Source organism: Nocardioides sp. (assembly GCF_030149505.1).
In the GTDB taxonomy this organism is placed as follows: Bacteria; Actinomycetota; Actinomycetes; order Propionibacteriales; family Nocardioidaceae; genus Nocardioides.
Genome location: NZ_JASBRN010000044.1, coordinates 37,744 through 61,276, shown reverse-complemented (window position 1 = coordinate 61,276; position 23,533 = coordinate 37,744). Strand labels below are relative to the sequence as shown.

23 protein-coding genes are annotated in these 23,533 nt (G+C 72.2%); 15 read left to right on the top strand and 8 right to left on the bottom strand.

From position 1 onward, the window contains the following. Window positions 1-30: 30 nt before the first annotated feature. Window positions 31-1,239 (bottom strand): CaiB/BaiF CoA-transferase family protein, encoded by a 1,209-nt coding sequence (locus Q1V71_RS08255; protein WP_211731726.1) that lies wholly within the window; start codon window positions 1,237-1,239, stop codon window positions 31-33. After that, window positions 1,239-2,414 (bottom strand): acyl-CoA dehydrogenase family protein, encoded by a 1,176-nt coding sequence (locus Q1V71_RS08250; protein ID WP_211731727.1) that lies wholly within the window; start codon window positions 2,412-2,414, stop codon window positions 1,239-1,241. The genes Q1V71_RS08255 and Q1V71_RS08250 overlap by 1 nt, the downstream gene beginning before the upstream one ends. Window positions 2,415-2,485: 71 nt before the next feature. Between Q1V71_RS08250 and Q1V71_RS08245 the strand changes: the two genes are divergently transcribed. Next, entirely contained in the window at window positions 2,486-3,439 is a 954-nt protein-coding gene (locus tag Q1V71_RS08245) for a LysR substrate-binding domain-containing protein (protein WP_300642789.1), read from the top strand. On the opposite strand, the gene Q1V71_RS08240 is transcribed toward Q1V71_RS08245, so the two are convergent. After that, window positions 3,379-3,774, bottom strand: a complete 396-nt coding sequence (locus Q1V71_RS08240; RefSeq protein ID WP_211731729.1) for a helix-turn-helix transcriptional regulator — start codon at window positions 3,772-3,774, stop codon at window positions 3,379-3,381. The two genes, Q1V71_RS08245 and Q1V71_RS08240, sit on opposite strands and share 61 nt — an antisense overlap. 101 nt (window positions 3,775-3,875) lie before the next feature. On the opposite strand from Q1V71_RS08240, the gene Q1V71_RS08235 reads away from it, so the two are divergent. Next, a complete protein-coding gene (locus Q1V71_RS08235; RefSeq protein WP_211731730.1) occupies window positions 3,876-4,193 on the top strand; it encodes a hypothetical protein in 318 nt (105 codons plus the stop codon). 85 nt (window positions 4,194-4,278) lie between these two features. Next, on the top strand, window positions 4,279-5,094 hold the full coding sequence (locus Q1V71_RS08230; protein ID WP_211731731.1) for an alpha/beta fold hydrolase: 816 nt from the start codon (window positions 4,279-4,281) through the stop codon (window positions 5,092-5,094). Between the two features lie 9 nt (window positions 5,095-5,103). Here the strand turns inward: Q1V71_RS08230 and Q1V71_RS08225 are convergent, their stop codons facing one another. Continuing rightward, entirely contained in the window at window positions 5,104-6,885 is a 1,782-nt protein-coding gene (locus tag Q1V71_RS08225) for a helix-turn-helix domain-containing protein (protein WP_211731732.1), read from the bottom strand. A gap of 207 nt (window positions 6,886-7,092) precedes the next feature. Here Q1V71_RS08225 and Q1V71_RS08220 point away from each other — a divergent pair, with 207 nt between their 5' ends. Genes Q1V71_RS08220 through Q1V71_RS08210 form a run of 3 tightly spaced genes read left to right on the top strand, consistent with a single transcriptional unit; the run spans window position 7,093 to window position 9,985 of the window. Beyond that, window positions 7,093-7,398, top strand: a complete 306-nt coding sequence (locus Q1V71_RS08220) for a hypothetical protein (protein WP_211731733.1) — start codon at window positions 7,093-7,095, stop codon at window positions 7,396-7,398. A 35-nt stretch (window positions 7,399-7,433) separates the two neighbouring features. Beyond that, the gene (locus Q1V71_RS08215; RefSeq protein ID WP_211731734.1) at window positions 7,434-8,489 is read left to right on the top strand and encodes an alpha/beta fold hydrolase; all 1,056 of its coding nucleotides are present in this window, start codon (window positions 7,434-7,436) and stop codon (window positions 8,487-8,489) included. Continuing rightward, the gene (locus Q1V71_RS08210; RefSeq protein ID WP_211731735.1) at window positions 8,486-9,985 is read left to right on the top strand and encodes a long-chain fatty acid--CoA ligase; all 1,500 of its coding nucleotides are present in this window, start codon (window positions 8,486-8,488) and stop codon (window positions 9,983-9,985) included. Before Q1V71_RS08215 ends, Q1V71_RS08210 begins: the two co-directional genes overlap by 4 nt. Here Q1V71_RS08210 and Q1V71_RS08205 read toward each other — a convergent pair. Beyond that, entirely contained in the window at window positions 9,966-10,886 is a 921-nt protein-coding gene (locus tag Q1V71_RS08205; protein WP_211731736.1) for an alpha/beta fold hydrolase, read from the bottom strand. The genes Q1V71_RS08210 and Q1V71_RS08205 overlap by 20 nt on opposite strands. A 159-nt stretch (window positions 10,887-11,045) precedes the next feature. On the opposite strand from Q1V71_RS08205, the gene Q1V71_RS08200 reads away from it, so the two are divergent. From Q1V71_RS08200 to Q1V71_RS08180, 5 genes are all read left to right on the top strand, one after another. Next, on the top strand, window positions 11,046-11,960 hold the full coding sequence (locus tag Q1V71_RS08200) for an alpha/beta hydrolase (protein ID WP_211731737.1): 915 nt from the start codon (window positions 11,046-11,048) through the stop codon (window positions 11,958-11,960). A gap of 40 nt (window positions 11,961-12,000) precedes the next feature. Further along, the gene (locus Q1V71_RS08195; RefSeq protein ID WP_211731738.1) at window positions 12,001-13,653 is read left to right on the top strand and encodes an NAD(P)/FAD-dependent oxidoreductase; all 1,653 of its coding nucleotides are present in this window, start codon (window positions 12,001-12,003) and stop codon (window positions 13,651-13,653) included. Window positions 13,654-13,751: 98 nt separating this feature from the next. After that, a complete protein-coding gene (locus tag Q1V71_RS08190; protein WP_211731739.1) occupies window positions 13,752-14,822 on the top strand; it encodes an alcohol dehydrogenase in 1,071 nt (356 codons plus the stop codon). Next, window positions 14,819-16,195, top strand: a complete 1,377-nt coding sequence (locus Q1V71_RS08185) for an NAD-dependent succinate-semialdehyde dehydrogenase (protein WP_211731740.1) — start codon at window positions 14,819-14,821, stop codon at window positions 16,193-16,195. Before Q1V71_RS08190 ends, Q1V71_RS08185 begins: the two co-directional genes overlap by 4 nt. A gap of 503 nt (window positions 16,196-16,698) precedes the next feature. Further along, window positions 16,699-18,042: a lipase family protein gene (locus Q1V71_RS08180; protein ID WP_300642781.1), complete on the top strand. Its 1,344-nt coding sequence runs from the start codon at window positions 16,699-16,701 to the stop codon at window positions 18,040-18,042. 56 nt (window positions 18,043-18,098) lie between these two features. Here Q1V71_RS08180 and Q1V71_RS08175 read toward each other — a convergent pair whose 3' ends face one another. Further along, entirely contained in the window at window positions 18,099-18,938 is an 840-nt protein-coding gene (locus Q1V71_RS08175; protein WP_300642779.1) for a YwiC-like family protein, read from the bottom strand. Between the two features lie 188 nt (window positions 18,939-19,126). Here Q1V71_RS08175 and Q1V71_RS08170 point away from each other — a divergent pair, with 188 nt between their 5' ends. Further along, window positions 19,127-19,372, top strand: coding sequence for a hypothetical protein (locus Q1V71_RS08170; protein ID WP_300642778.1), 246 nt, complete (start codon window positions 19,127-19,129; stop codon window positions 19,370-19,372). A 73-nt stretch (window positions 19,373-19,445) separates the two neighbouring features. Continuing rightward, window positions 19,446-20,711, top strand: a complete 1,266-nt coding sequence (locus Q1V71_RS08165) for an NADH:flavin oxidoreductase (RefSeq protein WP_300642776.1) — start codon at window positions 19,446-19,448, stop codon at window positions 20,709-20,711. Here the strand turns inward: Q1V71_RS08165 and Q1V71_RS08160 are convergent. Then, window positions 20,708-20,995, bottom strand: coding sequence for a DUF1330 domain-containing protein (locus Q1V71_RS08160; protein WP_300642775.1), 288 nt, complete (start codon window positions 20,993-20,995; stop codon window positions 20,708-20,710). The two genes, Q1V71_RS08165 and Q1V71_RS08160, sit on opposite strands and share 4 nt — an antisense overlap. Before the next feature lie 43 nt (window positions 20,996-21,038). Beyond that, the gene (locus Q1V71_RS08155; RefSeq protein WP_300642773.1) at window positions 21,039-22,070 is read right to left on the bottom strand and encodes a hypothetical protein; all 1,032 of its coding nucleotides are present in this window, start codon (window positions 22,068-22,070) and stop codon (window positions 21,039-21,041) included. Window positions 22,071-22,157: 87 nt separating this feature from the next. Here Q1V71_RS08155 and Q1V71_RS08150 point away from each other — a divergent pair, with 87 nt between their 5' ends. Both Q1V71_RS08150 and Q1V71_RS08145 read left to right on the top strand, forming a co-directional pair. Next, window positions 22,158-22,916 (top strand): spermidine synthase, encoded by a 759-nt coding sequence (locus tag Q1V71_RS08150; protein WP_300642771.1) that lies wholly within the window; start codon window positions 22,158-22,160, stop codon window positions 22,914-22,916. A 5-nt stretch (window positions 22,917-22,921) separates the two neighbouring features. Beyond that, the gene (locus tag Q1V71_RS08145; RefSeq protein ID WP_300642769.1) at window positions 22,922-23,401 is read left to right on the top strand and encodes a hypothetical protein; all 480 of its coding nucleotides are present in this window, start codon (window positions 22,922-22,924) and stop codon (window positions 23,399-23,401) included. The last annotated feature ends 132 nt before the right edge of the window (window positions 23,402-23,533 follow it).

The window sequence follows — 23,533 nt, the reverse complement described above, 5'->3', positions numbered from 1 at the left end:
AGGCGGGTTGAGCTCGGGGGAGGGGCCGGGTCAGGCGACGCCGACGGGGCTGCGAGGGAGCTGATAGGCGACGCCACGGCCGATGGCGGCATCGGCTTCCGCGGGGTCAACGCCCGACTCCACGAGCAGCGCGCGGGTGTGCTGGCCCAGAGCCGGGACAGACCCCATCGGTGCCTCGACGTCGCCGAAGGTCGCGGGAGGCAGCAGCCCCTCGATGCTCGCGCCCTCGATGTCGACACTGCGCCAGCGGTCACGAGCGCGAAGCTGCTCGTGGTCGACGACGTGGGCCAGGGTCTTGATCTCGGCGGCCGGGACGCCGGCGGCGGCCAGGCGCGCGTCGAGCTCCCGCGTGCTCCACAGCCGGGTCCGCGCACCGACCTCCGCGTCGCACTCCGCGCGGTGCGCGACGCGCGCCACGTTGGTGGCGAACCGGGGGTCGTCGGCGAGCGCGGGTGCGTCCAGAACCGCGGTGACCAGGGCGCGCCAGCCGGAGTCGTTCTGCACACCGATCAGGATCTCGCCGTCGCTGGTGGGAAACGCGTCGTACGGCGCGATCGCGCTGTGGCTCACACCCATGCGAGCGGGCTGGCTCCCCGTGTGCATCTGGGTGTAGAGGGCGTGACCCATCCACTCGACGGTCGCCTCCAGCATCGACACCTCGATCGTCGCACCGTCACCGGTCCGGTAGCGGCGCAGCAGGGCTGCGACGACGGCCTGCGAGAGGTACATGCCCGAGGCGATGTCGGCGGTGGGGATCCCCGTCTTGACCGGGTCCTCCGGAGTGCCGGTGATCGAGATCAGCCCGGCCTCGGCCTGGATGAGCATGTCGTAGGCCTTGCGCTCCTCCAGCGGCCCGCCCGATCCGTAGCCGGACAGACTCGCCACGACGAGCGCGGGCCTCTCGGCGCGAAGCTCCTCGGCGCCGAGCCCCAGCCGAGCGGCTGCGCCGGGGGCGAGATTCTGGACGAAGACGTCGGAAGCGAGCGCGAGCCGCCTGACGACGGCACGGCCCTCGTCGCTCTTGAGGTCAACCGCGATCGACTCCTTGCCCCGATTCAGCCAGACGAAGTGCGCGCCGGTGCCGTGGACGACGTGGTCGTAGCCGCGGGCGAGGTCGCCGCCGCCGAGCCGCTCGACCTTGATGACGCGGGCGCCGAGGTCGGCCAGGTTGCGCGTGGCCAGCGGGGCCGCGACGGCCTGCTCGACCGCGACGACCGTGACGCCTTCCAGCGGAAGCATCAGGAGGCCTTTCGAGCTGCGCGGAGGAGGCCGCCTCCGATGATGAGCTTCTGGATCTCGCTCGTGCCTTCGTACAGGCGCAGGAGTCGCACGTCTCGGTAGATGCGCTCGACGGGAACCTCCCGCATGTAGCCCGAGCCGCCGTGCACCTGCACGGCGAGGTCGGCGACCTTGCCCACCATCTCGGTGCAGAACAGCTTGGCGGCCGAGGGGGCGATGCGCCGGTCCTCGCCCGTCACGTAGGCGCGGGCGGCCTCGCGGACCATCCCGCGGCCCGCCAGGACTCCGGCCTGCTGGTCGGCCAGCATCGCCTGCACCAGCTGGAAGTCCCCGATCGGCGTGCCGCCCTGGGTTGCGCTGGCGGCGTACGACACCGACTCGTCGAGCGCGCGCTGCGCTGTACCCACGGCCAGGGCTGCGATGTGGATGCGCCCTCGGGCGAGCGACGTCATCGCCGCGCGGTAGCCGACGTCACCGTCGCCTCCGACGAGCGCGTCGGCGCCCACACGCACCTGGTCGAAGCTGACCTCCGCCGTGCGGGAGCCCTCCTGGCCCATCTTGGCGTCCTTGACGCCGACCTCGACGCCGGGCGTGTCCGCGGGGACGAGGAAGACCGCGACGCCGGTGCTCTTCTCGGTCGCCGGCGCGGTGCGGGCGAACACGACGAACAGGCCGGCCTCGGTGGCGTTGGTGATGAACTGCTTGGTGCCGTCGATCACCCAGCCGTCGCCGTCGGGCGTGGCGCTCGTGCGCAGGCCGGCGGGGTTGGACCCGGCACCGACCTCGGTGAGGGCGAAGGAGGCGACGATCTCACCCGACGCGATGCCGGGCAGCCACCGCTCCTGCTGCTCCTCGGTGCCGAACCCGACGAGCACCTGGCCGGCGATGCCGTTGTTGGTGCCGAACATCGAGCGGAAGGACAGGGACGTGTAGCCCAGGGCCATCGCGACCTCGACGTCCTGGACGAGGTCGAGGCCGAGCCCGCCCCACTGCTCCGGGATGGCGTAGCCGAACAGGCCCATCTCGGCGGCCTGGCGACGCAGGTCGTCGGGGATCGCGTCGGTGGACATGATCTCGAGCTCGCGCGGTACGACGCGCTCGTGGACGAACTCGGTGATCTGCTTGAGGACGTCGGCGAAGACGTCGTCGGGGACCTCTGGGTTGCCGGTGTACATGCCCACGACTATGCGCGTCGTATTGTTGCGCGTCCAATACCTGATCATTCATTCGGTGATACCTTCATCTCATGGATGTCGCCCAGCTGCGCGCGTTCCTCGCCGTCGCCGAGGAGCTGCACTTCCGCAAGGCTGCCGAGCGTCTCCACGTGGCCCAGCCGCCCCTGACGCGCACCATCAAGCAGCTCGAGCGCGAGCTGGGCACGACGCTGTTCGACCGCAACACCCGCTCGGTGGCGCTGACCCCGGCCGGACAGGCGATGGTCGAGCCCGCCCGCGAAGTGATGGAGGCGCTGCGGCGCGCCACCGAAGCCGCGCGGTCGGCCGAGCGCGGGGAGGTCGGTCTCGTGCGGGTCGCGTTCGCCGGCGTCTCGACCCATCCCCTCATCGCCACCCTCGCCCGCCGGGTGCGCTCGGAGCGACCGGGCATCGAGCTCGAGCTCTCCAGCCAGAACTTCGCGCTGGCGGCGATCCAGAAGCTGGCCACGCGCGAGACCGACGTCGCGATGGGCCGCTGGGACGTCGTCCCGGAGGGCATCGACGCCCGGGTGGTGACGGAGGACCACCTGGTGCTCGCGGTCCCTGCCACTCACCGGCTCGCCGGCGTCGACGCCGTCCAGTTCGCCGAGCTGCTCGACGAGCGGCTGGTCTCCCTGCCTGTCGACGAGGGGTCGGTGCTGACGGACCGGCTACGACGACTGGCCCAGGCGCAGCGCTTCCTGCCCCGCGTCGCGCAGGTGGCGCCTGACACGCAGACCGCGCTCGCCCTCGTCAGCGCCGAGGTGGGCTGCCTTCTCACCTTGGCATCGGTCGCGGCCAACCAGGGGGATCCACACGTCACCTTCGTCCCCATCGCGGCGAGCGAGGCCGAGGGACTTCCCGACGTGCACCTGCGGGCGGCCTGGCGGGCCGACGAGCGCAGTCCCGCCGTGCGCGCGGTGCGGGACTCCCTGCTCGGGATCGATCAGCTGGACGAGCCGTCGGCGCCCGACGGATCGCGGTCGGCCGGCAGCAGGGTGCGGTAGACCGCGAGGAGCGTCTGCTTGGCCTGCTGGGTCAGGCGCGGGTCGGCCTTGATCGCGGCCTCGACGCCGGAGGCCGAGCCCTCGGTCCCGCCGGTGGCTGCGTCGAGCAGACCGGCCTGTGTGAGCAGGGACTCGGCCGAGATGTTGAGCGCCTTGGCGATCGATCTGAGCACTCGTACGGACGGTTGGTGCATGCCGCGCTCGATCTGGCTGAGGTACGGGTTGGAGACCTCGGCGAGCTCGGCCATCTGCCGCAGGGACAGGTCGGCCAGCTGCCGCTGGGTCTTGATGTAGCTGCCCAGCGCCTGCAGCTGCGGAGTCCACGGGTCGGCCATGCGCAAACAGTACCAAGCATCTGCGAGGTACTTGACGCATCGAGCAAGTGCTGCATAAAGTTTGCAAGGTCGTCGTCACCCACACCCAGAGGAGCAAACAGATGACACAGGCACAGGAGTACGTCCAGAAGGTCACCGACCAGGTGCTCGCCAACGTCCGCACCGCCCAGGCGGCGGCGGTCAGCTCGGTCGGATTCTGGACGCAGACCGCCCAGTCGCTGACCCCGAAGAGCTCGCAGCCCGACGCGGCCGCCTGGTCCGAGCGGTTCCCGCAGCCCGCGGCGCTGGTCGACGGCGTCTACGACGCCTTCGAGAAGGTGATCGCCAACCAGCGCGAGTTCGGGCACCAGCTGGTCGCCGCCGCGCAGTCGGCGCCGAAGCCCGCGGGCGAGACCGCATCCGCCGCCAAGAAGAAGTAGCAGCACGCGGCATCCGGTCGAGGTGGCGCCCACGGGGGACGCCACCTCGACCGCGTCATGTCGGGACGAGGAAGAGGTGCTCGAAGTGCAGCTGGTAGACGAGGACGCGCGCGAGGTCAGGGTGGGCGAGCACGCGGTGGTGGTGAGCGTGCGGAAGACAGGCGGGGTGGGGAGCCGGGGCCTGCCCCTGCTCATGTGTCACGGCGTCGGCCTGGACCAGGCGAAGTGGGGGGAGTTCCGCGAGCAGATCCCCCGGACCACGATCGCCTTCGACGTGCAGCCCGAGCATCTCGGCCGGTGGCCCACCGTCATGGGCTACGCGCGCTTCGTCAGCCGGGTGATGGACCGGCTGGGCGTCCAGCGCTTCGACGTGCTGGGTCTGTCCTGGGGTGGTGTCACTGCCCAGCAGCTGGCGCTGACGCATCCGCGGCGCGTACGGCGGGTGGTGCTGGCGAGCACCAGTCCGGGATTCCTGAGCGTGCCGGTCGCGCCAGCCACGGTCGCGAGCTTCTGGCGACCGGACCGCAGCGAGGCGAACCGGGAGGTGCTGGTCCGGCGGGTCTACGGAGGCGACTTCGTCGACGACCCCGAGCTGCTGAAACGACTGGGCCTGGTCCGCGAGGTCGATGCGGGCGCCTACCGACGTCAGCTGCTCGCGCTCGTAGGCTGGACGAGCGTGCCGTTCCTGCCGCTGCTGGCGCAGCGGACCCTGATCATGCACGGTGACGACGACCCGGTCTTCTCGGTCCACAACGCGCGCCTGATGCACCTGCTGGCTCCGCGGTCGACGCTGGAGGTGGTCCCGCACGGAGGCCACATGTTCCTGCTCAGCCGGCCGGAGTCGAGCGCGCGGGCGGTGACCGACTTCCTCGAAGCGGACGGGCGAGGGCACCGCGCCTGAGGGGCGAGGTCAGGAGAGCAGCGCCTCGTCGTCGATCCCGAGGGCGGTCAGCTTGCGGTAGAGCGTCGTACGACCGATGCCGAGCAGGGTGGCCGCCTTCGACCGGTTGCCGTCGACCTGGCGCAGCGCGGCGACGATCTCGCTGCGCTCCGCCGCCTCGATCCGGGTGAGCGGGCGTCGGTTGGCGGTCTCCCACATCCGCTCGGGCAGGTGGTAGGGGCTGACCGACTTGCCGGGCAGCTCGGCGGCGAGGCCCAGGAGCACCTGGCGGAGCTCGGCGACGTTGCCGGGCCAGTCCCAGCGCATCAGTGACTGCATGGTCGAGGCGGAGAGCACCGGTCGGTGCTGCGGATCGATCTCCGCCAGGAGTGCCTGCACGATGGTGGGCAACTCCTGGCTCCTGCTGGCGAGCGGAGGGACGTCGATCCCCACCGCGACCTGGGACAGGATCCGCACTGCGGACTCCGAGCACCTGTCGAGATCCGCGGTGATGACCAGTCGTCCTGGCGCAGCGTCGTCCGCGAGTGCCTTAACGGCGCTGACCTGGCCGGCGTCGAGGTCCTCGAACCGGCGCAGCACCACGACCCCGCCGGACGCAAGTGCGTCCCTTGCGTCGCCCCGCCACGCGTCCTGACCGACGAGCGCGCCTCCGTCGAGGACGAGCGGGGACTCGTGGCCCTCGGTGCGGAGCCACTCGCGCACGACGTACCACTTGCCGGACCCGCCCGGACCGGTCACGGTGATGGCACTTGCCGAGCGAGCAGCGGTGCGCTGCAGGTTGACGACGAACGCGTCGCGGACCGGGGCAGAGCGGCTCGGCCTGCCGGTAGGGCGGGCCTGCTTGCGGTCGAGGATCTCGACGGCGAAGGCCGCGTCGTCGGTGTCGTCGAGGCGGTGGGCGAGCACCCGGGCATGCAGCGACTGGAGGTCGAGCTCCAGCTCGTGGGGTCCTCGGCCCCAGTCCTTCGCGAGCAGGGAGTCCCACAACCGTGCGTGCATCTCGACGTTGAGGAACGACAGTCCGGTGACGTTGGTCATCACGGTGTCGCTGTTGAGCACGATCACGGGTCCCTTGGCCCGGTGGCGCTGGTAGCTCCGCCCGAGCGTGAGCTCACGCCTGCTGACGGTGGCGCTCAGGTTGTCCACGATCTGCTTGGCACCCTCCCGGGTCATCGCCAGCATCATCATCTCGGCCGCGTCCGCGGGGGCTGCCAGCGACAGGGAGCCGATCACCCGACCGGTGACCGGGTGCCGGATCCCCACACCCGCGCATGCGAGACTCTCCAGGGCCTCGTTGAAGTGCTCGGCCCCGCGCACGAAGACCGAGGCACCTTCCTGGATCGGGGTGCCGAGCCCGTTGGTGCCGATGCTCTCCTCGGAGAAGTCGAAGCCCTCCGCGGCGTTCGCGCTGTCGAAGCGGACCTGCTCGGTGTGGCCGGCGACCCGCCGGGCCACGATCTGCCCCGACCGGTCCGCCAGGAAGATCGCCGTGCCCATGTCCTGCAAGGTCTCGGCGAGCCGGTCGAGGACGGGTCGCGCAGCACGAGAGAGCTCGCTGTCCTCGTCGTACTCGTTGACGAACTGGAAGGCGCCAGTGGTGTGGGTGGCCCCGGCGCTGATGGAGCGACGCCAGCTGCGGTCGATCTCGTCGGAGACCCGGGCCGGCTGGGTGTCCGCGCTGTGCAGCAGGCCGAGGGAGATCAGCGTCTCCTTCGCCGAGCGGACGAGCTCGTCGTCGGCCCGCGGGCGTCGTGAGCCGGCCACAGCACTCGGGTCGTCGGCGGGGCTCACCTCACCAGTATGTAACGACGGTCACATCCGGGGCGAGGTGTGTCTGATACCAGTCGGGTTCACATTGTTCCGCGAGCAGTATCACCCGCGCGCCTCGTGCATCTTCGCGACGTCGGGTCCGCGGGTGTTCCACTTCGGTACAGGTCGGCGTGAGGAGGCAGACCTAGGTTCGCCCTGACCGGCCGGGACGACCACGAAGGAACACCCATGACGAGCACCCCATCCTGGCGAAGGACGTACGACGTCGCGGAACGGGCCGTGGCACCGCACGCAGAGCGCTGGGTGCGCAGCGGGGAGTACGCGCAGGTGACCGCCGCCGCGCTCGGGGTGCGGCGCAGGATCGGACGCGTACTGGACAGCGTCGCCACCACCGGGTGGCACCTGGTGAACCTGCCGGCGCGTAGCGACGTCCAGAAGCTTCGGAGGCAGATCGGCGCGCTCGACCGCGACCTGCGACGCCTGTCGCTGCAGCTGGAGCAGTCCCGGACGGACCGCGAGGGCAGCGGGCAGTGACCACCACGCAGACGCAGGCAGGCTTGGGCCCCCTCGTGAGGCAACAGGTCGGACGAGCAGGTCAGCGCGCACGCAACGGTGTCAGGCTGGCCACCGGGGCAGCACGACCCGCCGTCGGCCAGACGCCGAAGGACGTGGTGTGGCGGCACGGCCGCGTCGAGCTCTGGCGCTACCGGGCCGACGGGAACGGCGACGAGGACGTGAGCGCCCGACCGCCGCTGCTGCTCGTCTTCAGCCTGTTCTCCCGCAGCTACGTCCTCGACCTCCGGCCGGGCAACAGCTTCGTCGAGCACCTCCTGGCCGCCGGCTTCGACGTCTACCTGCTCGACTGGGGCGTCCCGGACGAGCGCGACGCCGCCAACCGGCTCGAGGACTACGTCGACGACTACCTGCCGGCCGCCGTCCAGCGGGTCCGAGAGGTCTCCGGAGCAGAGGAGGTCGACATGCTGGGCTACTGCTTCGGCAGCGTGCTTGCCCTGCTCTACGCCGCACACCACCGTAATGCGCCCCTGCGCAGCCTCACCGTGCTGACCACGCCGGTCGACCTCGAGCACCTGGGCCCCTTCAGCAACCTCACGACCAGGGGCGGGCTGGACGTGACGTCGCTGCTCGACCCCGACGGCAACGTCCCTCCCCACGTCATTCACCAGGCGTTCAAGTCCCTCAAGCCGACAACGGCAGTCACGCAGTACGTCGACCTCTGGCAGGGGCTGTGGAACGACGACTACGTGGCGTCCTACCAGGCGCTCATCGGATGGGCCACCGACCACGTGCCCCTGCCCGGCGGCGTCGCGCGCCAGCTGGCGGACATGCTCGACGACAACGCGATCGTCAACGACCGCCTCGTCATCGGCGGGGACCGGGTGCACCTGTCCGACATCACGGTGCCGTTCCTCACCGTGCTCGCCAACCAGGACCACATCGTCCCGGAAGCCTCGGCGTCGCCGCTCATCGACCTCGTCGGATCGACGGACAAGCACGAGCTGCGGCTCGACGGCGGGCACGTCGGGCTGCTGGTGGGGCGCACCGCCGCGAGGACCACCATCCCCACGATCATCGACTTCCTGCTCCAGAAGGGTGGTCCGAGATGACCAACCTCGCCAGCATCCTCACCGCGTCTGCCGCCCGGCACGGACGGCGGGCCGCGGTCCGCCTCGACGCCACAGCCCTCAGCCACGCCGAGCTCGACGACCTGAGCGCCCGAGCCGCCGGGCTCCTGCGCGCTCGCGGTGTCGGCCCGGGGGACCGCGTTGGCCTCATGCTGCACAACGTGCTGGAGTTCCCCGTCCTCTACTACGCCGTGCTCCGCGCCGGGGCCGTCGTCGTCCCGATGAACCCGCTGCTGAAGGCACCCGAGGTGGAGCACCAGCTGCGCGACTCGGGTGCGCGGCTGGTGCTCGTGTCACCCCACGCCGCTCCGGAAGCCCGGCTCGCCGCTGCGGCGGTCGGCACGGAGGTCGTGGAGGCCGACGACGACCTGCTGCGGACGGTCCGGGCGCTGGTGCCCGAGCCGGGGCCGGTGGCGCGCTCCGACGACGACACCGCCGTGATCCTCTACACCTCCGGCACGACGGGTACGCCGAAGGGCGCACAGCTGACGCACGCGAACCTGCGCCTCAACGCGCTGGGCTTCGGCGGGCTCGTCGAGCTGACCGAGCACGACGTCGTCATGGGCTGCCTGCCGCTGTTCCACGCCTTCGGCCAGAGCAACGTGCTCAACGCCTCGATCGCCGTCGGCGCCAGCGTGAGCCTGGTGCCCCGTTTCGACGCCGGTGCCGTGCTCGAGCTCGTCGCACAGGACCGGGCGACCGTGTTCGCCGGCGTCCCCACGATGTACGTCACCATGCTGGAGGCAGGCGCCGCGGCCTCGGACACGTCCAGCCTGCGGGTGTGCGTCTCGGGCGGTGCGTCACTCCCGCTGGAGGTGCTGTGCGGGGTCGAGCAGGACCTCGGTACACCGGTCCTCGAGGGCTACGGCCTGTCGGAGACCTCGCCCACCGCGACGTTCAACCGCCCGGGTCGTTCGAGGGTGGGTTCGATCGGCGTCCCGCTCGACGGCGTCGAGCTCAAGCTCGTCGACCGGCACGGCGTCGAGGTGGGCCCTGGCGAGGTGGGTGAGATCGCCATCCGCGGCCACAACGTGATGAAGGGGTACTGGGACCGACCTGGGGCCACCGCAGCGGCCATCGTCGACGGGTGGTTCTACAGCGGCGACCTGGCCCGGTGCGACGAGGACGGCTTCTACTACGTCGTCGACCGCAAGAAGGACCTGGTGATCCGCGGAGGGTTCAACATCTACCCCCGCGAGATCGAGGAGGTTCTCTACGCGCACCCGGCGGTGCTCGAGGCCGCCGTCATCGGCGTTCCCCACCCCACGCTGGGCGAGGAGGTCGCCGCCGCGGTCACCCTGCGTCCGGGCCGCCACGCGACCGCCGAGGAGCTCCGCGAGCACGTCAGGGCTCGCGTGGCGGCGTACAAGTACGCGCGCCACGTCTGGGTCGTCGACGCGCTCCCCAAGGGGCCGACCGGCAAGATCCTCAAGCGCGAGATCGACGTCCCGCAGGCCGTCACCGCCCTGGCGGGTTGACGGCAGCCCGGGCCGCCTCGGCCGCGCGGGCGTGGGCGGCGACGTCGTCGACCAGCTGCGGCCAGAGCGGCTCGGGGAGGTTGTGCCCCATCCCAGGCACCACGACCAGCCGGGCGCCCGGGACCGCGTCCGCGGTGGCCAGGCCCCCGGCCACCTGGACCAGCGGGTCGTCCTCGCCGTGGATGACGAGGGTCGGCACGTCGAGCTCGCGAAGTCCCGGCCGCCGATCGGGTGACGCCAGGATCGCGGCGTACTGCCGGGCCACGCCGGCGGCGTCGTAGCCGCGGGCGTACGCGCGGCGCGCGACGTCGGCGAGACGGGTCTCGTCGAGTGGGTAGGCCGGGGAGCCGATGACGCGGTAGACCTCCAGTGCGCGCTGGGCGGCTGTGTCCTCGTCGGTCGGTGGTGGCAGGAACAGGGCCGCCATCGCCTCGGGTCGCGGCGCACCGAGTTCGCGTGACGGGGTCGACATGATCGAGGTGAGGCTGCGGACGCGGCCGGGGCGTGCGATGGCGAGCTGCTGGGCGATCATCCCGCCCATCGAGGCTCCCACCACGTGTGCGGACTCCAGGCCCAGCGCGTCGAGCAGCCCCTCGACGTCGCGGGACATGTCGACCAGCGTGTACGGCGGGGGAGCGGCAGCGGGGTCGCCTGTCATCAGCGCTCCGATGTCGGGGACACCAGCCGCGTCGAGGTGCGTGGAGAGCCCCACGTCGCGGTTGTCGAAGCGGACGACGTGGAACCCCTCGTCCGCGAGTCGGGCGCAGAACCGCTCGTCCCAGCCGAGCATCTGGGTCGCCAGCCCCATGACCAGCAGCAACGGCGGGTCGGCAGGGTCTCCGAAGGACTCGTGGGCGAGGTCGACGTCGCCGACGGTCGCACGCTCCACCTGGTCAGTCATGGGCCTTCTCCTCAGGTCGTGGTGTCACGCCAGCGTCCCTCGGCGAGGTGTCGAGTGAGGTGTTCCACATCGGTACAGGTTGTGTCGTCGCGCCAAACCTAGTGTCGCTGATCACACCAGCCATCCCAGGCGAACCACACCAGAGAAAGAAGCAGTGACATGAGTGATCAGCAGCCCGTCGCCGGAGTCGAGCAGGATCCCCTCAAGGCGCTCTACGCCGACTGGTCGGACATCCTGGCCACCACCGAGAACCTGACGATCCGCCTGTTCCGCAGCATCTTCGACGAGTGGCACCAGCCCACCGCCGAGCCGACCGACGTGACGTACTCCGAGGGCGTCGTCGGCGGCGTGCCCGGCATCTGGGTCCACCCGGCCGGTGCCGACGAGTCCAAGGTCCTGCTCTACACCCACGGCGGCGGCTTTGCGGTCGGCTCGGCATCCAGCCACCGCAAGCTGGCGGGCCACTTCGCCAAGGCCCTCGGCGTCACCTCCTTCGTGCTGGACTACCGACGCGCTCCGGAGCACCCGCACCCCGCCAGCCTGGAGGACGCAGTCGCGGTCTTCGACGCGCTGGTCGAGAGCGGTGTCGCGCCGGAGGACGTCACCACCATCGGCGACTCGGCCGGTGGCAACCTCGCTGTCGCCACGGCGCTGTCCCTCAAGCAGCAGGGCAAGCCGCTGCCGGGTGCGGTCATCGCGCTGTCGCCCTGGCTCGACATGGAGAACAAGGGCGAGACGCTGGTGACCAACGACGCCACCGACGCGCTCATCACTGTCGGGCTCCTCGAGGGCATGATCGCCGGTGTCCTCGGCGACCAGACCAGCCCCACGGCGCCGCTGGCCAACCCGCTCTACGGCGACTACGTCGGCTTCCCGCGGCTCTACATCACCGCCGGCGGCGACGAGTCGCTGCTCGACAACGCCACGCGCCTCGACGAGCTGGCCACCGCCGCAGGGGTCGACGTGACCCTTTCCGTCGTCGACGGCCAGCAGCACGTCTTCCCGTTCAACGCCGGCCGCACCGCTGCCGCCGACGACCAGATCGCCGCCATCGCGAAGTGGTACGCCGGCTGACCGCCGGGCCACGTCCACCGACACCCTCACGGAGACTCCCATGACCACCCTGACCACGACCGGGCCCGGCCCGGACGCCACCGCTCCTGTCGACTACGACGCGATCGTCATCGGCGCCGGCTTCGGCGGCATCTACATGCTGCACAAGCTGCGCAACGAGCTCGGCCTCTCGGTGCGTGCCTACGACCGCGCGGGCGGCGTCGGCGGCACCTGGTACTGGAACCGCTACCCGGGCGCCCTCTCCGACACCGAGGGCTTCGTCTACCGCTACTCCTTCGACAAGGACCTGCTGCAGGACTACGACTGGAGCACGCGCTACCTCAAGCAGGCCGACATCCTGGCCTACCTCGAGCACGTCGTGGAGCGTTTCGACCTGGCCAAGGACATCCAGCTCGAGACCGGGATCGCCGCGGCAGTGTTCGACGAGGCGACCAACCGGTGGACGGTCACCACCGAGCATGGCGAGACGGTCACGGCGACGTACGTCGTCACGGCGCTGGGCCTGCTCTCGAAGATCAACATGCCCAACATCCCCGGCATCGAGACCTTCGCCGGCGACATCATCCACACCGGCGCCTGGCCCGACGAGCACGAGTTCGCCGGCAAGCGAGTCGGCGTGATCGGCAACGGGTCCACCGGCCAGCAGGTGATCTCGGCGGTCGCACCCGAGGTCGAACACCTGACGGTCTTCATGCGCACTCCGCAGTACAGCGTGCCTGCGGGTGACCGGCCGATGACCCCCGAGGAGGTCGCCGCCATCAAGGGCGACTTCGACGGGATCTGGGACCAGGTGCGCAGCTCGGTGGTGGCCTTCGGTTTCGAGGAGAGCGCCGTGCCCGCGATGAGCGTCTCGGAGGAAGAGCGGCAGCGTGTGTTCCAGGAGAACTGGGACATCGGCGGCGGCTTCCGCTTCATGTTCGGCACGTTCTGCGACATCGCGACCGACCCCGAGGCCAACGAGGCCGCGGCGTCCTTCATCCGGTCGAAGATCAAGGAGATCGTCAAGGACCCGGAGAAGGCGCGCATCCTCACGCCGACGGACCTCTACGCCCGTCGCCCCCTGTGCGCGAACCACTACTACGAGACCTTCAACCGCGAGAACGTCTCCGTCGCCGACCTCAAGACCCACCCGATCGTCGAGATCGTGCCCGAGGGCGTGCGCACGGCGGACGGCAAGCTCCACGAGCTCGACGTGCTGATCCTCGCCACCGGGTTCGACGCCGTCGACGGCAACTACATGGCGATGGACCTCCGGGGACGCGAGGGCCGGACGATCAACGAGGCCTGGGCGGACGCTCCGACCAGCTACCTCGGGATCACCACCCACGGCTTCCCCAACATGTTCATGATCCTGGGTCCCAACGGTCCGTTCACGAACCTTCCGCCGAGCATCGAGACCCAGGTCGAGTGGATCGGCAAGCTCGTCGCCGAGGCGCAGGAGCGTGACGCCGCAGTCGAGCCGTCCGCCGAGGCCGAGCAGGCCTGGACCGAGACCTGCCAGACCATCGCCGACATGACCCTGTTCCCGAAGGTCGACTCCTGGATCTTCGGCGCCAACGTGCCCGGCAAGACCAAGACCGTCATGTTCTACATCGGCGGGCTGGCCAACTACCGCGCCCAGCTCGACGAGGTCGAGGACGCCGGCTTCAAGGGGTTCGAGTTCACCCCCGCCGTCCAGCCAGCACTCGCCTGACACATCCGGCGGCGGCCCCCATCCGGCGGCCGCCGCCGGCCTCATGGGGCCCGGCCGACTGGTCGATCCCATCCACCCACGAACACCTGCGAGGAACCATGCGCGCATTCGCCGTACCCGAGGCAACCACCACAGACCTCACCGAGATCGAGCTCCCGACGCCCGCGCCTACGGGAACCGAGGTGGTGCTGGAGGTGGTCCGGTCCGGGGTGTGCCACACCGACACCCACCTCCGGGCGGGCTACTACGACCTGGGCCGGCGCGGCCAGATGCGCCTCACCGACCGCGGTGTGCCGTACCCCCTGGTCATGGGCCACGAGGTCGTGGGCGTTGTGATCGCTGCCGGTCCTGACGTCCAGGACGTCGAGGTGGGCAGCACCCGGCTGGTCTATCCCTGGGTGGGTTGCGGTGAGTGTCCGCCCTGCCTGGACGGCCGGGAGAACGCCTGTCCCAGGGGCCGCAACATCGGTGTGGCCCGAGCCGGCGGCTACGCCGAGCAGGTGCTCGTGCCGCACCCCCGCTACCTCGTGGACATCGAGGGCCTCGACCTCAGTTGGGCCGCCACGATGGCCTGCTCCGGGCTGACCGCCTACAGCGCCGCGCGCAAGGTGCTGCCGCTCCCTGCCGACGCGCCGATCGTGGTGATCGGGGTCGGGGGAGTAGGCCTGACGGCCGTGGCGACCCTGAGCGCCCTGGGCCACCGCGCCATCTGCGCCGTGGACACCTCGCCCGCCAACCTCGCAGCCGCGCAGGAGCTCGGCGCCTCTCACACGGTGACGGCCGAGGGCGACGACGTGGCCGCGAAGCTGCTGGCGACGACGGGTGGCCCGGTGCCCGCCGTGATCGACTTCGTCAACAACGACCACACCGCGCCCGTCGCCTTCGAGGCCCTCGCCAAGGGAGGCCACATGGTGCAGGTCGGTCTCTTCGGAGGCGAGATGACCATCCCCACCGCCCTGTTGGCGCTCAAGATGATCACCATCCAGGGGAGCTTCGTCGGAACCCTCCCCGAGCTCCACGAGGTCGTCGAGCTGGCCAAGCGGGGCGACATCCCGCGCATCCCGGTCCACGACGCGCCGCTCGACCTCGCTGGCGTGACGGTCTCGCTGGACCGGCTCGCCGCCGGTGGCGTCACCGGCCGCATCGTCCTGAAGGGAGCGGAGAAGTGAGCAAGTACGTCTCGACCGACCCTGCCACCGGTGTGGTGGTGAAGGAGTTCGACAGCGCGACCGATGCCGAGGTGGACTCGGCTGTGGAGGCAGCCCACACGGCGTACGGCGCCTGGCGGCGTGCCGACGTCGCGGAGCGCACCGGCCTGCTGCAGCGGATCGCGGACACCTACCGCGAGCGCTCCGAGGAGCTCGCTGCACTGATGACCACGGAGATGGGCAAGCCCGTCGCCCAGGCGAGGGGAGAGGTCGCCCTGGCTGCCTCCATCTTCGAGTATTACGCCGCGAAGGGACCGGAGTTCCTCGAGGAGGAGCAGCTGGACATCGCCGGCCAGGGCAGCGCGGTCGTGCGCACCGAGGCCATCGGCGCGCTCGTCGGCGTCATGCCTTGGAACTACCCCCACTACCAGGTGGCCCGCTTCGTCGCGCCGAACCTGCTCCTCGGCAACACGATCCTGCTGAAGCACGCGAGCAACTGCCCGCAGCAGGCGCTCGCGATCGCCGACCTCGTCGAGGCCGCCGGCGCGCCGGCGGGCGTGTACCAGAACGTCTTCGCCACCAACGATCAGGTCGCGCGGATGATCGCTCACCCGTTCGTCCAGGGCGTCTCGCTGACCGGTTCCGAGCGAGCCGGCCAGGCGGTGGGCAGCGTGGCCGGAGCGCACATGAAAAAGTGCGTGCTCGAGCTCGGCGGCTCCGACCCCTTCATCGTGCTGGCCGACGCGGACCCCGCCGCTGCAGCCCGGGAGGCCGCGACGGGCCGCTTCGCCAACGCCGGACAGGCCTGCACGTCGTCCAAGCGCATCATCGTCGAGGACGCCGTCTGGGACTCGTTCCTGGAGGAGTTCCTCCGTCAGGCTGCGTCCTGGCAGCTCGGCGACCCCGCCCGGGACGAGACCAAGCTCGGTCCGATGTCTTCCGTGGCCGGGCGCGCCGACCTCGAGGGGCAGGTCCAGGACGCCGTGGCCAAGGGCGCGACCGTGCATCTTGGCGGATCCGCACCAGACGGACCGGGCGCGTACTACCCGGCGACGGTGCTCTCCGGCGTGGACACGACGATGCGTGCCTACCAGGAAGAGCTGTTCGGTCCGGTCGCCGTTCTCTACCGGGTGAGGTCCGCTGAGGAGGCGGTCGCGGTCGCGAACGACTCGCCGTTCGGCCTCGGTGCCGCGGTCTTCGGCGGAGACGAGGACCACGCGCGTCAGGTCGCCGACCAGCTCGACGTCGGGATGGTGGGCATCAACACCACGATCAAGAGTGCTCCCGACCTGCCCTTCGGTGGGGTCAAGGCCTCGGGGGTCGGGCGCGAGCTCGGCCGGTTCGGGCTCGACGAGTTCGCGAACAAGAAGCTCGTACGCAAGCTGACGAGCTGATACTGGGCGAGGTGCCGATGCGGGCGCTGATCCCGCTGTTGCAGGGTCCGTGGACGTTTACTGGTCGTAAACCCCCGCGAGATCGAGCAGACGCGTCCCCATCAGCGCAAGCGACTGCATGCCCGAATGCGGCTGTTTCGGCAGGTCAGGACCTATTCGGGCACGCTTCGCCAAGTGGGCGCCGACCGCATGGTCAGCGTCAAGGGGTCGCAGGTTCAAATCCTGTCAGCCCGACCGGACACGATCGAGACGAGAGGCCGTCCCCGCCGCGGGGGCGGCCTCTCGCTCGTCCCGGCGCCTGCGGCGACACGCAACCGGGGCCCCGCGGATCGCCCCGGTTCTCTGCTGGGGGCGTGCGTGACCAGTGCCTGCGCGATCAGCGGTCGAGGGCGGCCATCTCGAGGACGAAGCGGTCCCACGGACGTCGGTCGCGGAGGCGGTGGCGAGTTGCCTGTTCTCGGGTCGCACCGCCGGCCGCCGACCACATCGCCTAGCGTCAGCCCGTGACTCCTCGATCCGCCCGCCCGGTCCGGGCCTCGCGCCTGCCGGCTCCCGGTCCCACCGGTGGCACGCAGGACGCCCGTGGACAGGCGCCGCGGCGTCCCCACGAGGACGACTTCCTCGACACGCCGCCCGGGCTCGCGCAGCTGGCGCCGGGAGCAGTCATCCGCAGCCGTCGCGTCCGGGTCGCGCTGCTGGGGCTGGTGCCGCAGCAGCGGATCGAGGCGTGGCAGGTCGCCTACCGCAGCACCGACCTGCACGGTGAGCCCGAGGTGGCGGTCACGACGGTGATGCGACGCAGGGGAGCGGTGCCGACCGCGCTGGTCGCCTACCAGTGCGCGATCGACGCGGTCTCGGACCGGTGCTTCCCGTCCTACGCGCTGCGGGCCGGCGCCCGCGCCTGGGGCGCGCTGCCGCAGTTCGAGATCCTGCTCATAGCGCGGCTGCTCGACCTCGGGTACGCCGTCAGCGCCTGCGACCACGAGGGCCGGCTGGGCACGTTCGCAGCTCCGAGGGAGCCGGGCTACCGGGTCCTCGACGGCGTGCGGGCCGCCCTGGCCCTCGAGGACGCCGGCCTGCCCGGCGACCTGCCGGTCGGGATGTTCGGCTACTCCGGTGGGGGCATGGCGACGTCGTGGGCCGCCGAGATGGCCCCGACCCACGCCCCCGAGCTGCCGATCGTCGGTGCCGTGCTGGGCTCGCCGGTGGGCGACCCCGGCGAGGCGTTCATCAAGCTCAACGGCGGATTCTTCGCCGGTCTGCCCGCCCTCGTGGTGGCGGGGCTGCGACACGTCTACCCGGGGCTGGCCGAGGTGGTGCGCGAGCACGCGTCGAGCGAGGGCAGGCAGCGACTGGACCGGTTGGAGCAGCTCACCACGACCGAGGCGTGCCTGCGCTACGCGCTCGACGACTTCGACGACTACCTCGACTCCCCGCTCGCGGACGTCCTGGCGCTCCCCGAGGTCCTGCACGTCTTCGACGACCTCCGGCTGGGCCACCACGCCCCGACCTGTCCACTGCTGGTCGTCCAGTCCCGGTGGGACCAGATCATCGATGTCGACGACGTGGACAGCCAGGTGCAGCGATACGCCGACCGGGGTGCCGACGTGCTCTACCTGCGCGACGGGGCCAGCGAGCACATCAGCCTGATGCTGCTGGGGTTCCCCGTCATGCTCGGCTGGCTCGAGCGACGGTTCGAGGACCACCGGGCAGCGTGCCACGGGGTTGCCGCGCCCCCCGCCACGGGCAACCGTGACCACCTCTCGCTGGCCCTGCTGCCGTCGTCCTGGTCGGGCTTCGCCGGTCTGGGCGTGGTCGCCGTGCGCACGGTCCTCGGACGCGGCTGAGCCCCGCAGGCGACGACCTGCCCGGCCACTGCCCGGGCGAGGCTGGTGCTGCCTGGTCAGGCCCACCACGCGCTGCCGGCGAGCACCACCAGCACGCCGAGCTCGACCATGCCGATCCGGCCGGGACGCAGCGAGGGGTCGCGCAGCAGGTGGGTCCGCAGGGCCGCGAGCGTGGCCGGCATGAGCGGCCACGGGGTCCCCGTGACGGCGAGGCCGGTCGCTGCGGCCAGGCAGGCCAGCGAGAACCACCGCGAGGCCCGGGCGAACCCGGGGCGGCGGCGCTCGCGGATCAGCGACTTCACGTGCAGCGTCGAACCGACCAGGGCCAGCGCGCAGACGGCGGTCAGCAGGGCGAGCGTCCCGTCGAACGTCGGCCACGGCGGGACCCAGCCGCCGCGTGCACCGACGCCGACCAGCACCGGCACCATGAGCGCGCACTGGGCGACCAGCACCAGGTCGTTGCCGAGCGCGCGCTCGCGCCGGGCCCGCGCGTAGGTCAGCGAGACGGCGTACCCGAGGCCGTAGAGCACACCGACCCAGACCAGCCAGGGCCGCCAAGCCACCGAGGCGGCCGCGGCCACGCCGGCGAGCGGCAGCCACAGCCGCAGCGCCCGGTCGAAGCGGTGGGGGCGCGGCGCGGTGAGCCGGCCGGTGAGCGCCCAGGCTGCGGGGTACGCCGCCACCCAGGCCAGCACCACGGGGACCAGCGCCGGGTGCCACGACAGCGCGGGTGCGGCGAGGAACACCGGGAGCGCCAGGAACGCCCACGCCCCGTGCTGGTCGGGCACCAGCCGGCCGGGTCGCCCAGGACGAGCAGGGCTCGCCGGGCGCGCCGCAGCGGCCCGGTCGGACGCGCCGGGCCGGTCGACCCGCGCGCCCCGGTCAGTGGTCGACATCGGCCCTCCCCACGTCGTGTCCCGGCCACGTGGGTGTCCGGGACGGGTCGCGCCCAGCGTCGTACGCCGCGGGCGCGAGGGGAAGGGGCGCGGGTCCCGGCGGATCTGGGTCGTTGGTCCCGTGCGCGGGCGGCGGCGCGGTGGCAGGGTGGACCGGGCCGGGAGCGGGAGAGCACCAGGAGGTCCGCATGTCGCAGGGGTACGCCGCACGCGAGGGTCACAGCAGGCCGGAGACCGGCCCGCCCGGCGGACTGGTCTCGGTGCTGGAGCGCTGGGAGGCCTCCGGCGGGCACTGGGAGGTGCTCGTGCAGCGCGAGGAGTGGATCGAGGTGGCGCTCGTCAGCTGCGACGGGGAGCAGATGAGCCGGGTCAGCAGCCCGCGCACCTCGGTGCTGCGCTCCTACCTCGACGGCCGCACGGTCAGCACCGACTGAGTCGGCGCCCGGTCGGCGTCCACGTGCGCGGTCGTCCCGCGGGCCTCGACCACCGCCGGTCTACCCTCCCGTCGTGGCCACCCTCGACGCGCGCCTGACCCTGCCCAGCGGACTGGTGCTGCCGCACCGCATCGCCAAGGCGCCGATGACCGAGAACCTCGCCGACGCCGACAACCAGCCGACGCCGGCCCTGGAGCAGCTCTACCGCCGCTGGGCCGCGGGTGCGGCCGGCGGCCTGCTCGTCACCGGCAACCTCATGGTGGACCGGCGGTTTTTGGAGCGCAGCCGCAACGTCGTGGCCGACGCCCACCTCGACGTGGCGCGCCTGGCCAGGGTCCGCGAGGCGGCCGCCGGCAGCCCGGTCATCGCCCAGCTCAACCACCCCGGCCGCCAGACCAACCGCTTCGTGGCCTCGCGGCCGGTGGCGCCCAGCGCCGAGGCCGGTGCGGTGAAGATGATGGGGCTCTTCGCCAGGCCGCGCGCCCTCACCGACGCCGAGGTCGAGGCGATCGTCGCGGCCTTCGGCGCCGCCGCCCGCCGCTGCGAGGAGGCCGGGCTGGACGGCGTGCAGGTCCACGCCGCGCACGGGTACCTGCTGGCGCAGTTCCTGTCGCCGTACGTCAACCGGCGCACCGACCGCTGGGGCGGCGACCTCACCGGTCGCTCCCGCGCCCTGGTGGAGTCGGTGCGCGCCGTGCGCGCGGCCACCGGTGACGGCTTCACCGTCTCGGTGAAGCTCAACTCCTCCGACTTCCGCCACGGCGGCTTCACCGAGGACGACGCCGAGCAGGTCGTGCGGCTGCTGGTCGAGGAGGGCGTCGACCTGATCGAGATCTCCGGCGGCACCTACGAGAACCCCGCGCTCTTCGGGGAGGTCGAGGGGCTCGGCACCGGCACCGCTGCGGGCGGTGGGAGCCACAAGGAGGCCTACTTCGCCGGCTTCGCCCGCCGGGTCCGCGAGAGCGCCGGCTCGGTGGCGCTGATGCTCACCGGAGGCATCCGCACCCGCGAGGCGATGGAGGCGCTCCTCGCCGACGGCGGTGTCGACCTGATCGGTCTCGGCCGCCCGCTGGCGATCGAGCCCGACCTCACCGCCCGCCTGCTCGCCGGCGAGACCGGTCGTCCCCTCCCGCGCTACACGCTGCCGACCGTCGCCGGCCTGGCGGGGGAGTCGGAGTGGTACGAGACGCAGATCGCCCGGATGGGCCGCGGCCTGGAGCCCGACCCCGGGCTGCGGGCGATCAGCGCCGCGTCGCGCTTCGTCTCCGGCGAGGCCGTGCGCGGCATCGGCGGGCGACGCCGTCGGGCCCGGCTGGTCACCTCGGCCGGGCGCTCCTAGGCGCCGGGGACGATCCGCAGGTCGCGCACCGCGCCGTCGCCCAGGGCGCTCAGCGCTTCCTGGTAGGCCGCGGAGTCGTGGCAGGCCACGGCGGCCGCGACGTCGGCGAACTCGATGATGACGCAGCGCTCCGCGCGCCCGGCCTCGTACGTCGCCTCGGGCAGGCCCCGGGCCAGGAACCGTCCCCCGGCGGAGACGATGGCGGGGCCGGCGAGCTCGGCGTACGCACGCAGCTTCGCCTCGTCGGTGATCTCGAGGTAGCTGCTGACCCAGTAGGCACTCATGGGGGCCATCCTGCCCGAGGCGGGGACGGACCGCGCGGGCTGCTCAGCGGGCCGTGACCGGCAGCAGGCCCAGCACCCCGTCGACGGTGTCGTCGAGCAGGTCGGTGGCGCCGTCGGCGGTGCCCTCGACGAGCGAGGTGACCGGCGCGAGCGTCCCCCCGGTGGCGCTGTCCACGACCGAGACGACGGTGGTGACGACCGGGTCGAGGAGCGAGGAGGTCAGGCCGGGCTGCTCACTCGGAGGCGCGGGAGGAGGGCCGGACGGGGGAGCCTCAGGACCCCCGGGGCCACTCGGGGCGGGGCCGTCGGAGGCGCCGGCACCTCCGCCGGTCGCGGGCACCGGGAGCGGGGCGATCGGGGCACCGGCACCGACCACGGGCTGGGCCGGAGCGGGCGTCGTCGGGTCGTCGGGGTCGCTCTCGGGTGCGGTGCCCGAGACCGGTGACGGGTCGTCCGGGGCGAGGAAGGGCAGGACCCCGCCCAGTGGACCCACCCCGACCTGCACGGCGAGGATGGCGAGGACGCCTCCGATCACGATCGCGGCGGCACCGGCCAGGGCGGCGACGGGGCGTCGGCGCACGGGCACCGGGACCGCGAAGCGGGTGGGCGGTGCCTCGTCCGGGTCGGGGAGGGAGACGGCCGCGGCGGCCGTTCCGAGCGCGGCGTCGAGCGCGGCGTCGAGCGCGGCGACGGCCTCCTCGGCCGCGGTGCGGAGCAGCCCGGCCACCGGGGTGCCGTCGGCGGCTGCGGCGAGCAGCACGAGCCGCACCCGGTGGCGGGGGGTCGGGCCGGGGGTGGCCAGCACGTCGGCGTACCCCAGCAGGCGACGGGGCGAGCGTCCCGGCTCCGCGACGACCCCGGACCAGGCCGGTCGGGTGCTCGCGAGCCAGGCGCCCGCGCGCTGGGTCCCGTCGGCGACACCGGGTGCCAGTGCGGCGAGGGCGCGGTCCTCGCGCACGCACTCCTCCAGCAGGCGCGCCACCAGCCCACGGTCGGCGGGCAGGGGCGGTACCACCTGCCAGCCGCCGTCGGCTGAGGGGGTGCCGGGGGAACCGGCGGGGGAGGTGGCGCTCATGCTCGCTCTTCGTCGCGCGTCGAGCCGTCGGTGGACGGACACCCCATGATGCCCGGACGGGGACGGTGTGCGTGGGAGGTTGGCCGCATGCGCGAGATCAGGCCGGGTGACGGTGGGCACGTGGTCGTCGTGGACGGGCACCTGCAGTCCCACGTCAACCTGGGCGACCCGCGACGCCTCGTCTTCGACTACGTCCGCCGCCTCGGCGACCTGGTCGACGTGCTCGCGCCCGAGGGCACGCCGCTGCGGGTCGTCCACGTCGGCGGCGCCGGCATGACCCTGGCCCGCTACGTCGCCGCCACCCGACCGCGCTCCTCCCAGGTCGTGCTCGAGCCCGACGAGGAGCTCACCGAGCTGGTGCGCCGCGAGCTGCCGCTGCCCCCGCGCAGCGGCATCAAGGTCCGCCCGGTCGACGGCCGCACCGGGCTGCCGGCCCTGCCCGACGCCCGCGCGGACCTCCTCGTCCTCGACGCGTACGACGGTGGGCGGGTGCCGCCCGAGCTCCTCACGGCCCCGGCGCTGGCCGAGGTGGCGCGGGTGCTGGCCCCGCACGGGTCGGCGCTGCTCAACGTCGCCGACCAGGCTCCGTTCCCGCTGGTGCGCACGGCGGTGGCCGGGCTGCGCGCGGTGCTGCCGCACGTGGCCGCGGGGATGGAGCCCGCCACCAGGCGGGCGCGTCGGCCCGGGAACGTCCTGCTGCTGGCGAGCCGGCAGCAGCTCCCGGTGGCGGACTGGCGGAGCCGCTCGAGCACCGGCGTGGCCCCGTACCGGGTGCTGGACGGTGAGGGAGTCTCGGCGTCGTTCGGCGGGGGGACTCCCGCCGAGGACCCGGACACGGCATGCTGAGCCGGGTGAAGACGACGAAGCGACGCCTGACCCGACCCGCCGCGCTCCTGGGAGCCGGCCTGCTCACCGCCTCGCTCGCGCTCACCGGCTGCGGCGGTGGCGACGACATCGAGGCCTACTGCGACACCCTGTCCACCGCGAAGGAGGACATCGACGCGCTGGAGGCGGGCGACCCCGGTGCCTTCAGCACCGCCTTCGAGGCGTTCGAGACCCTCTCGGAGGAGGCCCCCGAGGAGGTCGCCGACGAGTGGGCGACCATGAACGAGGGTGTCCAGCAGATCGAGGACGCCTTCGCCGACGCCGGTCTGGAGCTCGACGACCTCGGCGACGTCATGACCGGGGAGATCCCCGAGGGCGTCGACATGGAGAAGCTCCAGGAGCTCGGCCCCACGCTCGAGGAGCTCGACAGCCCGGAGTTCCAGGAGGCCTCCGACGCGATCTCCGAGCACGCCGAGCAGGAGTGCGACATCACGCTGGGCGAGTAGCCCGGCTGCGGGGGCGGTGGGCGGTGCCCTGCCGCCCCCTAGACTGGGCGGGCGTCGGCCACCGGTCGGCGCCCGCACCCCCTGACGCAAAGGACCCAGAGCTCCGCTGATGGACGGCTCCCAAAGTCGCCC

Coding starts and splice junctions, on each gene's coding strand:
- Q1V71_RS08210 (WP_211731735.1), top strand. CDS start 8,486: ATGACCAACCTCGCCAGCATCCTCACCGCGTCTGCCGCCCGGCACGGA.
- Q1V71_RS08235 (WP_211731730.1), top strand. CDS start 3,876: ATGACACAGGCACAGGAGTACGTCCAGAAGGTCACCGACCAGGTGCTC.
- Q1V71_RS08175 (WP_300642779.1), bottom strand. CDS start 18,938: ATGTCGACCACTGACCGGGGCGCGCGGGTCGACCGGCCCGGCGCGTCC.
- Q1V71_RS08190 (WP_211731739.1), top strand. CDS start 13,752: ATGCGCGCATTCGCCGTACCCGAGGCAACCACCACAGACCTCACCGAG.
- Q1V71_RS08150 (WP_300642771.1), top strand. CDS start 22,158: ATGCGCGAGATCAGGCCGGGTGACGGTGGGCACGTGGTCGTCGTGGAC.
- Q1V71_RS08170 (WP_300642778.1), top strand. CDS start 19,127: ATGTCGCAGGGGTACGCCGCACGCGAGGGTCACAGCAGGCCGGAGACC.
- Q1V71_RS08220 (WP_211731733.1), top strand. CDS start 7,093: ATGACGAGCACCCCATCCTGGCGAAGGACGTACGACGTCGCGGAACGG.
- Q1V71_RS08195 (WP_211731738.1), top strand. CDS start 12,001: ATGACCACCCTGACCACGACCGGGCCCGGCCCGGACGCCACCGCTCCT.
- Q1V71_RS08255 (WP_211731726.1), bottom strand. CDS start 1,239: ATGCTTCCGCTGGAAGGCGTCACGGTCGTCGCGGTCGAGCAGGCCGTC.
- Q1V71_RS08155 (WP_300642773.1), bottom strand. CDS start 22,070: ATGAGCGCCACCTCCCCCGCCGGTTCCCCCGGCACCCCCTCAGCCGAC.
- Q1V71_RS08160 (WP_300642775.1), bottom strand. CDS start 20,995: ATGAGTGCCTACTGGGTCAGCAGCTACCTCGAGATCACCGACGAGGCG.
- Q1V71_RS08200 (WP_211731737.1), top strand. CDS start 11,046: ATGAGTGATCAGCAGCCCGTCGCCGGAGTCGAGCAGGATCCCCTCAAG.
- Q1V71_RS08245 (WP_300642789.1), top strand. CDS start 2,486: ATGGATGTCGCCCAGCTGCGCGCGTTCCTCGCCGTCGCCGAGGAGCTG.
- Q1V71_RS08205 (WP_211731736.1), bottom strand. CDS start 10,886: ATGACTGACCAGGTGGAGCGTGCGACCGTCGGCGACGTCGACCTCGCC.
- Q1V71_RS08250 (WP_211731727.1), bottom strand. CDS start 2,414: ATGTACACCGGCAACCCAGAGGTCCCCGACGACGTCTTCGCCGACGTC.
- Q1V71_RS08240 (WP_211731729.1), bottom strand. CDS start 3,774: ATGGCCGACCCGTGGACTCCGCAGCTGCAGGCGCTGGGCAGCTACATC.